Raw genomic sequence first — 11402 nt, 5'->3', positions numbered from 1 at the left:
CCGTTCGTCAAATCGTTTCCATCAAGCGGATCAGCTCTTGCGGATCGCTTACGGCCATCAGCCGGCTGCGGAACGATTCGTCGATCAATTTTCTCGAGATGGCGATCAAAATTTGCAAATGCTCGTTGCCGGCCGCTTCTTCCGGGACGGCAATCATGAAGGCGGCCGTAACGGGCTGGCCGTCGAGCGAATCCCAGTCGATCGGCTTCGCCAGCTTCGCGAAGGCGAGGCCCGGGCGGCTGACGCCGGCCGATTTGCCGTGGGGGATCGCCACGCCGAAGCCGATCCCGGTCGAGCCGGTTTTCTCGCGGTTCGTCACGGCTTCCAAATAAGCGGTTTTGTCGGCGACGACGCCGGCCGAAACGAGCGAATCGACCATCGCTTCGATGGCGGAAGCTTTGTCGGCCGCGTCCAGCGGGATCCTTATCGATTGGTCGTGCAGCAAGGCGGTTGCGTTCATCTTGTCCAGCTCCTTCGATATCGTTTAGGGGGTTACCCGTTTTTTCAGCAGGGAAAGCAGCAGGGCGGTGATCGCCGTTCCGATCGCGATCGCCAGAGCGTACAGCGCGACATGGCTGACCGCATTCGGAATCGCGAGGACGAACAGTCCGCCGTGAGGCGCGCGAAGCGTGGCGCCGAACAGCATCGACAGCGCGCCGGTCACGGCCGAGCCGGCCATGATGGACGGGATGACGCGGAACGGGTCGCCGGCCGCGAACGGGATCGCGCCTTCGGTGATGAAGGCGAGGCCGAGCACGCCGGCCGATTTGCCGCCGTCGCGTTCTTCCTGCGTAAACTTCTTCGGCGCGATCACGGTCGCGAGCCACAAGCCGAGCGGCGGCGTCATGCCGGCCGCCATGACGGCGGCCATCGGGCCGAATACGTCGCTGCCGACGAGCCCGACGGCGAACGTATAGGCCGCTTTATTAAGCGGGCCGCCCATGTCGAACGCCATCATGGCGCCGAGGATGAGCCCGAGGAGGACGGCGTTGGCGGAGCCGAGCGATTTCAGCCAATCGGTCAAGCTGTCCATTATATATTTCACCGGCTCCCCGATTACATACACCATGAGCAGTCCCGTCACGGCCGTGGCGATCAGCGGAATGAGCAGGATCGGCTTCAAGCCTTCGAGGTTGCGCGGAAGCTTGATGCCGGCTTTGAGCCATTTGGCGACGTATCCGGCCAAAAATCCGGCGACGATGCCGCCGAGAAATCCGGCGCCCGCCTGCGAGGCGAGCATGCCGCCGACCAAGCCCGGGGCGAGCCCCGGCTTCTCCGCGATCGAGAAGGCGATGAAGCCGGACAGTACCGGGACCATGAGCGCGAAGGCGGCTCCGCCGCCGATATTCATCAGCGCGGCGGCCATCGTCCCTTTCTCCTTGAACGCTTCGATGCCGAACAGGAACGACAGCGCGATGAGGAGACCGCCCGCCACGACGAGCGGCAGCATCGCCGACACGCCGGTCATGAGATGCTTGTAGGGGCCGGTACGGGCGGCTTTCGTCCGCTCCGGGCTCTTCGGGACGTCGGCCGGCTCGGCCGGCTTCATGGCGAGCGCCTGGTCGAGCAGCCCGTTCGGGTCTTTGATCGCTTGCGCGACGTGAACTTTGACGACCGGCTTCCCGGCGAAGCGGGACTCGAGCACGTCGGTATCGGCCGCCAGGATGACGGCATGAGCTTCGGCGATTTCCGCTTCCGTAATTTCGTTCTCGACGCCGACGGCGCCGCGCGTCTCGACCTTCAGCTCGATTTGCCGTTCTTTCGCCGCTTTGGCCAGCGACTCGGCGGCCATGTACGTGTGGGCGACGCCGGTCGGGCAAGCCGTAACCGCAACAATTTTCCGGGTCATGTTGTTCTCCTCCTCAAGTGGGTTTTATACGGGAAGCGGAATATCCGACAAACGAACGAGGCCGAGGCATCGCTTCACTTCGTCGAGCGTACAAACGTCGGTGCCGGACTTCGAAGCGGTAATCGTCCCGGCCGCCGACGTCCAGCGCGCGGTCTCCTCCAAAGAAAGGCCGTTCATGAAGCTGTACGCCATGGCGGCGACCATCGAGTCTCCGGCGCCTACAGTGCTTTGCGGCGTAATCGGGAACGGCGTCGCCCGGATCGCCCGGCGGCGGTCGACCGCGATCGAGCCGTCTCCTCCCATGGAGACGAGGACGAGCTCGACGCCTCGGTCGAGCAGCGAACCGGCCGCCCGCACGATATCGGCGTCGGTCGAGAGACGCTCGCCGAGCAGCGCCTCCAGCTCGTGGATGTTCGGCTTGACGGCGAACGGCTTCGCCTCGATGCCGCGGGCAAGCGCTTCCCCGTCCGCATCGAGAATGACCCGGACGCCGTGCCGGTTCGCCGTTCCGATCAGCCGGCGATAATAATCGGCGGGCACGCCCGGAGGAAGACTTCCTCCCAGGACGACGATCGGGACGTTCTTCAGCATGTGCTCGAGAGCGGACTCGAACCGTTCCAGCACGGCGGGAGAAGGCGTGAAGCCGGGCTCGTTCAGCTCGGTCGTCCGTTTCGTGCTTGCGTCCACCACCTTCAAATTCGTCCGCGTCTGTCCGTCCGATTCGAGGAAGAAGGAAGGGATGCCGTATTCGTCCAATTTGTCCGCGAGCGTCTGTCCTTCGCGGCCCGCCCGGATGCCCCAAGCCGTTACCGGAACCGCGAAGCGCTTCAGCACCTTCGCGACGTTGATCCCTTTGCCTCCCGCGTCCGTCCGAACGGTACGGATGCGGTTCAATTCGCCGAACGTCAGCTGATCGACGGTTACCGTTTTGTCGATGGCGGGATTCATGGTGAGTGTGAGAACGGAACCGTTCATCTTGCGCGCCCCCTGGCCAGTGTGACTTTTACGCCTTCCGCTTCGAGCTCCTTCATCCAGGATTCCGGCAGCCCGTCGTCCGTAATGCAATGATGGACGTCGGAGATGTCCGCGACTTTGCCGAAGGCGACCTTGCCGAACTTGCTATGGTCGGCCACCAAGATCACCTGAGTGGCCGATCGGACCATCGCCCGCTTCGTCGCCGCTTCGGCCAAGTGGGGCGTCGTCAGCCCGCCGTCCCGGTCGATGGCGTTGATGGCGAGAAACAGCTTGTTGACCCGGAGCGATTCGATCGCGCGATCGGCGACGGGGCCGACCATCGACAGCGTCTCGTGCCGAAGCGTGCCGCCCGCGACGACAAGGTCGATCTGCTTCGCATGGCCAAGCTCGTGCGCGATCATGACCGAATTGGTCACGACGGTCAGCTTCTGAAACGATTTGAGATGCTGGGCCATATAGTAGGTGGTCGTACCCGAATCCAAGAAGACGATGTCGCCTTCCTCGACGCTGGACGCCGCTTTAAGCGCGATCGCTTCCTTCTCGGAGCGGAACCGGTCTTCCTTTTCGAGGAAGGATGGCTCCGCATTGTCTTCCTGGACGGCAACCGCGCCGCCGTGCGTCCGCCGGAGCCGCTTCGCTTCCTCCAAATCCCGCAAATCCCGGCGGACCGTCGATTCGGACACTTGGTACAGGGCGGCCAGCTCCGGTACCGACGCCCGGCCGCGCTCCTGCACGTATTCGGCGATTTTCCGCTTTCGCTCTTCTTCGAACAGCATGTGGGACGGTTCCTCCTTTCGGCGCATCTTTCCATTCGATCGCCGTGCTCATTTGCGCTTATTTGTCGATGATTATGATTATATACGCCCGTTTATAGTTTGTAAAGCGTTATCAAGGATGGTTTCGAGACTAAATGAGCACAAACAGCCATGAATCATCATTTGGAATTGTCAGGTTTTCTAACGGGATACATCGTTTTCGTTTACGTTTTTCGTTCTGAATCGATTTGGAAAGCAATCTGTGTCAATTTACATTACATTTACATGGCGTTTTCGGCCGGCCGTTACACGCGCCGACCGTCCGGCGCCGGACGAAGTGGATCGTTTCGCCCCGATGCGGTATAGTGGTAATCGAGCCGTCCGTTTGCGGCCCCATTCGTTACCGATACCGAGGAGTGAACGCCATGCTGTTCATCGACAACCGCGGCATTACCGATCCGGCGCTCAACTTGGCGCTCGAGGAATATGCGCTCAAAACGTTTCCCGCCGACGAGGACTACTTATTGTTCTACATCAACGAGCCTTCGATCATCATCGGCAAAAACCAGAACACGATCGAGGAAATCAACGCCGCGTACGTGAAGGACAACGGCATCCATGTCGTCCGGCGCCTGTCCGGCGGCGGTGCCGTCTACCACGATCTCGGCAACTTGAATTTCAGCTTCATCACGAACGACGACGGCAAGTCGTTCCACAATTACCGCAAGTTTACCGAGCCGGTCGTCCGGGCGCTGCGCAAGCTCGGCGTCGAGGCGGAGCTGACCGGGCGCAACGACATCCAGGTCGGCGAACGGAAAATATCCGGCAACGCGCAATATTCGACGAAGGGCCGGATGTTCAGCCACGGGACGCTCATGTTCGATTCGGAGATCGATAACGTCGTATCGGCGCTGAACGTCAACCTCGCCAAAATCCAGTCGAAGGGCGTCAAATCGATCCGCAGCCGGGTGGCGAACATCTCCGAATTTTTGCGCGAGCCGATGACGATCGGTCAATTCCGCACCGCCTTGCTCGAATCGATCTTCGGCGGGAACGACGTGCCGGAGTACAAGCTGTCCGACGCCGATTGGGAAGCGGTCCGCAAGCTGGCGGACGAACGGTACCGGAGCTGGGATTGGAACTACGGCAGGTCTCCCTCCTTCAACGTCCAGAAGACGAAGCGGATCGAAGGGGCGGGCACGTACGACGTCCGCCTGAACGTGGAGGGTGGCAAAATCGCCGGAGCCGCCGTCTACGGCGACTTCTTCGGCGTAGGCGACGCCCGCGAATTCGCGGACAAGCTCGTCGGCGTCAAGTATGACGAAGCGTCGCTTCGCGACGCGCTGGAAGGCGTCGATCTGTCGTATTACTTCGGCGCAGTGACGAAGGAGCAATGGCTGGAGCTGTTGATTTGAACGGAAGCCGCCGCATAGCGAGAAAGAATCGAACCCCCGTCGCCCGACGGGGGTTCGGCCTTTTTCGCGGACCGCCCCGCACGTCTGCATGTTCCCCGGTATTGTTCTCCATTTTCCCGGATAGGCCCGCGGCCGCAATCTCCTTATACTGAAAGCCAGACCGAAGAGGGGAGGAGAGATCGATCGAAAGCCAAGCAAGCGGCGTGACATTGCCGGCCAAGACGCAGCGAACGGCACGAAAGCGGGGGTGGCTTCGAAAGCTGTCGACCCAATACGAGCTGCTGTTGATGTCGGTTCCTTTCGTCGGCGTTTTGTTCGTCTTTCACTATTTGCCCCTATGGGGCTGGATCATGGCGTTTCAAAAATATTCCGTTCCGAAAGGCATTTTTGGAAGCCCTTTCGTCGGGCTGGACCAGTTCGCCAAGCTGTTCGGGGACGATCGCTTCTATACGGTGCTCCGCAATACGCTCGCGATGAGCGCGATGAGCCTCGTGGCCGGATTCGCCGGCGCGATCGGTTTGGCGCTGCTGCTGAACGAGGTACGGTCGACGCTGTTCAAGCGGACGATTCAGACGATCGCCTACATTCCGCATTTCGTGTCGTGGGTCGTCCTCTCGAACATCGTCGTCTACGTGCTGTCGCCGGACCGCGGTCCGTTGAACGAGCTGCTGACGGGGCTCGGGCTTGTGAACGAGCCGATCTATTTTCTCGCGAAGGAAACGTGGTTTTGGGCGATTCATACGATCGCCGCATTGTGGAAGGAGCTTGGCTGGAGCACGATCATTTATTTGGCCGTGCTGGCCGGCGTCAATCCGGAAATTTACGAGGCGGCCGAAGTGGACGGCGCCGGACGGTTCGGCAAAATGATGCGGATCTCGCTGCCCAGCCTGTACCCGACCGCGATCATGCTGCTCATTCTGGCCGTCGGTCAGCTGGTGTCGACCGGCTACGAGTCGCAAATGCTGCTCGGCAACAGCCTGGTCATGGACTATTCCCAAGTGCTCGATCTGTACGCGCTCGACTATTCGTTGTCGATCGGCGACTACTCGTACGGCGTGGCGATCAGCATGTTCAAGTCGGCGGTCAGCATCGCCTTGGTGCTTGCCGTGAATACGGCCGCGAAGCGTCTCGGCCAGTCCCACGTCCTATAGACGAACCCCGAGGAGGCATACCCCCATGAGAACGAAACGAACCCGGGGCGGGATCGCGTTCGATGCGGCGAACTATGCGGCGCTGGCGCTGCTCGGAGCGGCTACGCTGTATCCGTTCTGGAACCTGCTCGCCATATCGCTGAACGAATCGATGGATACGCTTCGCGGCGGCATTACGCTGTTCCCCCGGAAGTTTACGCTCGACAATTATACGCTCATCTTCCAAAACCGCCGGCTGTTCTCCGCCGTCGGCCTGTCCGTCGCCCGAACGCTTGTAGGGACGGCCGCGGCGCTCGCCGCCACGATGATGGTCGCCTACGCGCTCAGCCGGAAGGAGTTCGTCCTGCGCAAGGCGCTCAATACGGTGCTCGTCGTCAGCATGTACGTCAACGGCGGGTTAATCCCTTACTATTTGCTGATCAAGCAGCTCGGGCTGACGAATACGTTCCTCGTCTACATCGTCCCGGGCTTGCTGGGCGCGTTCCACGTCATGATCATGCGCAGCTTCTTCGACGAGCTGCCGGCGGGCTTGATCGAGTCGGCGAAGCTGGACGGGGCGGGCGAGTTCCAGACTTTGCTGCGAGTCGTCGCGCCGATCAGCCTGCCGGTCATCGCCACGATCGCCCTGTTCGTCTCCGTCGGCCATTGGAACGCCTGGCTCGACAATTACTTGTTCAATACGGACGAGAAGCTGACGCTGCTCCAGTACGAGCTGATGAAAATTTTGATGCAGTCGACCGAGCAAATCGGCGCCGGCGCGACCAACACGGTCGATGCCGACCTGATGCGGATGACGACGCCGCAATCGATCCGCGCGACGATGACGATCGTGGCGACCGTCCCGATCCTGCTCGTCTATCCGTTCATGCAAAACTATTTCATCAAAGGCATGACGCTGGGTGCGGTCAAAGAGTGACCGCGCCCGGGAAATCGGTATCGACCGGAATCGACCGGATGATATAATACTAGAGAAGAAAGGGTGGAACGATGAACAAATCGGTCGCAGTCGTATTGAGCGCCGCTTTGCTGGTCGCGGCGTTAGCCGGATGCGCCGGGCAAGGCGCGAAGAAGACCGAATCCGCGGGAGAAGGAGGAGCGACGGGGAAGAAGGAGCCGACGACGATCCAAATCGGCAATCTATTCCCGAACCTCGATCCGAACAATCCGGTCATGCAGGAGCTGAGCCGGCGCACGAACGCGACGTTCGATCTTGTCACCGTGACGGGGGACCGCAACCAGAAGTTCGACCTGTGGCTCGCCTCGGGCGATTACCCCGCGGATACGCTCGTGCTGAAGCCCGATTACGTCGACAAGTACCGGGAAGCCGGGGCGATTATCGCGCTGGACGACTTGATCGAGAAGCACGGCACAAACATCAAGGCGAAGTACGGCGAATACTTCGATCTGCTCCGGAGCCCGGACGGCCATATTTACTCGCTGTACGCGCCGAAGCTGGCCAAGGAGCCTTCCCCGCTGCTGCAGGCGAATTTCGCCGTCCGCTACGACGTGCTGAAGGAAGCCGGCTACCCGCAAATCAAAACGTTCGATCAGCTGTTCGACGTTTTGAAAGCGTTTTATGACAAACATCCGACGATCGACGGCAAGCCGACGATTCCGTTCGGCGGGTTCGATTATTACGGCAACGGCGGAGATAATTTATCGTCGCCGACGTTCGACGCCTCCGGGCTGGTCAACCAGGGCAACTTCAAAATCGGCGACGACAACGCGGCGCAGCTGCTGTACCGGACGGAAGAGATGAAGCGGTATTACCGGTTTTTGAACCGGTTGTACAACGCCAATATGCTGGACAAAGAGTTTTTCACGCTGAAGGCGGACGCCATGACGAAAAAAGTGACCGAAGGCCGCGTGCTGGCCGGTTATTTCCCGTCCTGGTGGGTGCAGCCGGAGGTGGAGAAGGCGATGCGCGCCGCGGGCGACTACGATCATCTGTACGCGTATTTCCCGATCACGTTCGACGACAAGGCGCCGAACCGGTCGTTCACGTCGCTTATGACCCGCTCGAACTGGAACTGGGTCGTCTCGAAAAAGTCGAAGCACCCGGAGGAAGTGATCAAGCTGCTCGACTATATATTCTCCGACGAAGGCCAAATCTTGATCAACTGGGGCATCGAAGGCCGCCACTTCGACGTGAAGGACGGCAAGCGCACGGTTAACGCCGAATTCAACAAGAAGAAGTCCGAAAATCCGGATTTGCAATGGAAGGAGACGGCGTCGCCCTTCATGGGAACGTCGATTTATCTCGATCACGGTACGAAGCTCGCCGACGGCGACTACGCGACGCCGACGACGAAGGAATCCGTCAAGGCCGGGTACGACCCGCGGACGAAGGAAGTGCTGCAGGCGTACGGGAAAGAAGTATGGTCCGACTTTCTGCCGGAGCTGCAGCTTATGCCGGCGCTTCTGTACCAGCTCGGAGACGTGGAGGACGTCCGGGCCGACATGAAGCGGCTCCAGCAGCTGTGGCTGAAAGAATCGCCCAAAATCATTTTTTCCAAAAACGACGAGGAATTCGAGCGTCTCTGGAAGCAGATGCAGGACCAGCTCGACAAGGACGGCGCGAAGAAGGCGGAGGACGCTTACACCGCATTATGGAAGCAGTCTTTGGCGCGGACGGACAAAGCGTTGAAGAAATAAACGGCAGCCGGGAGGGGAAGCGGGATGAACATACGGACCAAGCTATTTTGGACGAACGGCGCGGTCGTCGTCGTGCTGATCGCTTCCCTGACCTTTTTTCTGGAAACGTACGCGAGAAAGTCGATACTCGGCATCTTGAAGGAAAACGCCGGACATTCGGTCGCCCAGCTGGCGGAAAATGTGGACAGCCTGCTCCGGTCGTACGAACAGATCGCCGATTACGTCTATATGGACGACCTGCTGCAGGACCGGCTGCTTCGCCGGTTCGACTCGTACCCCGACGCCCACGAGGCTTACTTGGAGTACGTCAAGCCGCAGCTCGCCGCGTTAACCTCGTCGAGAGACGTGCTCGACCTCGCGTTTTATTCGGACAATGCGACGTTTCACGTCGGCAGCGTCAAGCCGCTGTCCGGCATGACCGGCGTTCCCGAATGGAGCGCTTGCTCGTCGGGCGAAATGAAAGCGGATTCAGTCAGAGTCTGGACGTCCGTTCCGGGCCAGCCGGACCGGCTGCGGCTGACGCAGCGGCTGAACCATCTCAATCCGCGTTCCTGCCTGTTTCTCCAGATCGATCTGGATGCCGGGCTGTTGAACAATTTGATCAAAAAGGAGAGTGAGAAAAGCCGGTTTCTGGTCGTCATGCCGAACGGCGTCCCCGTGCTGGACAGCATGGCGGGGATTCGGGCGGACGGAGACGTTCCGATAGCCGATCTGCTCGGCGCCGAAGGAGGGCGGGTCGTCCGGGCGGAGGGAATCGACTACTTGCCGACGATGCGCGCGCTCGACTCCCGCAGGAGCGTGCACGGGATACGTGTCGCGTCCCTCGTCCCGCTCGGCGAGCTGGAAGCCCGGACGAAAACGATCCGGACGACGGCGTTCCTCTTCTTCGTATTCGCGCTGGCGTTGTTCGTCGTCGTCAATTACGTCGTGTCCGGGCGCATTACGCGGCGGCTCCGGCAGCTGGCGGCCATGATGAGGAGCACGGACATGGACCGTCTCCGGACGATCCGCCGCATCGAAGGCCGGGACGAGGTGAGTCTGCTCGGCCATACGTTCAACGGCATGGTGCTGCGCATGCAGCGGCTCATCCGCGAGGTGTACGAATCGGAGCTGACGGCGAAGGAGCTGCAGCTGAAGACGAAGGAGGCCGAGCTGTACGCGCTGCAAACCCAGATCAACCCGCATTATTTGTACAACACGCTGAATTCGATTCGCGGCAGCCTGTTGGAGAAGGGAGACCGGGAGAGCGCGGAAATCGTCGGCCTGCTCGCCAAGTCTTTTCGCCATATGCTCGGCAAAAGCGGAGGCATGATCCCGCTCGGCGAAGAGCTCGCCATCGTCGAGACGTACTTGAAAATTCAGGCGTTCCGCTATTCCGACCGGCTGACGTACCGGATCGAGGTACCCGATCGTCTGCGCAAGCTCGACGTTCCGAAGCTGTCGCTGCAGACGCTGGTCGAGAATGCGATCGTCCACGGCGTCGAACCGAACGGCTCGGCGACGACGGTAACCGTCACGGCGTCGGAGGAAGAAGACGCGGTGCGGCTGTCCGTCGAGGACGACGGACCGGGAATCGGGCCGGAGCGATTGGCCGAGGTAGCATTCCTGCTTTCCGAGGACGCCTCGAACGGCGGCGAGCGGCACATCGGGCTGTCCAACGTCCATCGAAGGCTGCGAAGCTTCGGAGAGCCGTTCGGGGTCCGGCTGGAAAGCGAGCCCGGAAAAGGCGTCAAGGCGACGCTTCTCGTTCCGTTATCCCCTTTACTCGCGGCAAAGGAGGTTCATCATGTATAACGTGCTGATTGTCGACGACGAGCCGGGAGCGCTGAAATCGATCCGCTACCTGCTCGATTGGGAGCGTACGGGCTTCGTCGTAGCCGGGGAAGCGTCGAACGGCCGGCAGGCGCTCGACCGTCTGCGCGAGCGGTCGTATTCGCTCGTAATCACCGATATCCGGATGCCGGTCATGGACGGGATGGCGCTGATCGCCGCCTTGCGCGAGTTCGCCGACATCCCGGTCGCGATCATGAGCGGCTACGAGGATTTCGCCCATGCGCGGACGGCGCTGCAATACGGAGTGAAGGACTATTTGCTCAAGCCGACGGAAGCCGAGGAGCTGGAGCGGCTGCTCGCCTCGGTGAAGCGGGAGCTGGACGAGAAGGGCGGGGTCTCCCGGGAGGGGGGACCGGATACCCCGGCCGGCGCGGCGGAATTCGTCAAGCGGTGGGTGAAGGAGCATTACGGGGAGCCCGTGAGCATGAAAGGCATCGCCTCGCAGCTGTACATGAACGCCGCTTACTTGGGCAGCCTGTTCAAGGCGCAGACCGGCATCGGGTTCAACGACTACGTGCTCCGCGTCCGGATGGAGAAGGCGAAGGAGCTGCTGGAAGGAACGGACATGAAGGTATACGAGGTCGCTTCGGCGGTCGGCTACCAAGATATGGACTGGTTTTACGAGAAGTTCAAACAGTATACCGGCGTAAACCCGGGCGATTACCGGAGCAGGGCGGGCGGCTCGTCCGGTTAACGGGACCGGCCGGTACCGGAAGGGAAACGTTACCGGAAAAGACGATGCGGCCCGATTCGGGGAGCAGCCAAAGGG

General features: G+C 60.8%; 10 protein-coding genes. 6 read left to right on the top strand and 4 right to left on the bottom strand.

The annotated features are described in order from the left end of the window. Nucleotides 1–7: 7 nt before the first annotated feature. Genes DLM86_RS01420 through DLM86_RS01405 form a run of 4 tightly spaced genes read right to left on the bottom strand, consistent with a single transcriptional unit; the run spans nt 8 to nt 3600 of the window. The gene (locus DLM86_RS01420; RefSeq protein ID WP_110838173.1) at nt 8–460 is read right to left on the bottom strand and encodes a PTS sugar transporter subunit IIA; all 453 of its coding nucleotides are present in this window, start codon (nt 458–460) and stop codon (nt 8–10) included. Between the two features lie 24 nt (nt 461–484). Next, the gene (locus tag DLM86_RS01415; RefSeq protein ID WP_110838172.1) at nt 485–1849 is read right to left on the bottom strand and encodes a PTS fructose transporter subunit IIC; all 1365 of its coding nucleotides are present in this window, start codon (nt 1847–1849) and stop codon (nt 485–487) included. A 24-nt stretch (nt 1850–1873) separates the two neighbouring features. Then, a complete protein-coding gene (pfkB, locus tag DLM86_RS01410; protein ID WP_110838171.1) occupies nt 1874–2824 on the bottom strand; it encodes a 1-phosphofructokinase in 951 nt (316 codons plus the stop codon). Then, nucleotides 2821–3600 (bottom strand): DeoR/GlpR family DNA-binding transcription regulator, encoded by a 780-nt coding sequence (locus DLM86_RS01405; RefSeq protein ID WP_110838170.1) that lies wholly within the window; start codon nt 3598–3600, stop codon nt 2821–2823. The genes pfkB and DLM86_RS01405 overlap by 4 nt, the downstream gene beginning before the upstream one ends. 404 nt (nt 3601–4004) lie before the next feature. Between DLM86_RS01405 and lplA the strand changes: the two genes are divergently transcribed. The 6 genes from lplA to DLM86_RS01375 all read left to right on the top strand — a co-directional run bounded on the left by lplA (nt 4005) and on the right by DLM86_RS01375 (nt 11327). Further along, entirely contained in the window at nt 4005–4994 is a 990-nt protein-coding gene (gene lplA, locus DLM86_RS01400) for a lipoate--protein ligase (RefSeq protein ID WP_110838169.1), read from the top strand. 203 nt (nt 4995–5197) lie between these two features. Next, entirely contained in the window at nt 5198–6145 is a 948-nt protein-coding gene (locus DLM86_RS01395) for an ABC transporter permease (protein WP_245954292.1), read from the top strand. A 25-nt stretch (nt 6146–6170) separates the two neighbouring features. Beyond that, nucleotides 6171–7061, top strand: coding sequence for a carbohydrate ABC transporter permease (locus DLM86_RS01390; protein WP_110838168.1), 891 nt, complete (start codon nt 6171–6173; stop codon nt 7059–7061). A 71-nt stretch (nt 7062–7132) separates the two neighbouring features. Next, nucleotides 7133–8800 carry an extracellular solute-binding protein gene (locus DLM86_RS01385; protein ID WP_110838167.1) on the top strand — a complete coding sequence of 556 codons (1668 nt, stop codon included), beginning with the start codon at nt 7133–7135 and terminating at the stop codon, nt 8798–8800. Between the two features lie 24 nt (nt 8801–8824). Next, nucleotides 8825–10594 carry a sensor histidine kinase gene (locus DLM86_RS01380; RefSeq protein ID WP_110838166.1) on the top strand — a complete coding sequence of 590 codons (1770 nt, stop codon included), beginning with the start codon at nt 8825–8827 and terminating at the stop codon, nt 10592–10594. Next, nucleotides 10587–11327 carry a response regulator transcription factor gene (locus DLM86_RS01375; protein ID WP_110838165.1) on the top strand — a complete coding sequence of 247 codons (741 nt, stop codon included), beginning with the start codon at nt 10587–10589 and terminating at the stop codon, nt 11325–11327. Before DLM86_RS01380 ends, DLM86_RS01375 begins: the two co-directional genes overlap by 8 nt. Nucleotides 11328–11402 lie beyond the last annotated feature (75 nt).

It is taken from the genome of Paenibacillus flagellatus, from assembly GCF_003217775.1.
GTDB lineage: Bacteria > Bacillota > Bacilli > Paenibacillales > NBRC-103111 > Paenibacillus_AB > Paenibacillus_AB flagellatus.
Note: the sequence above shows the minus strand (reverse complement) of the source record. Positions and strands in the feature narration are given on the sequence as shown.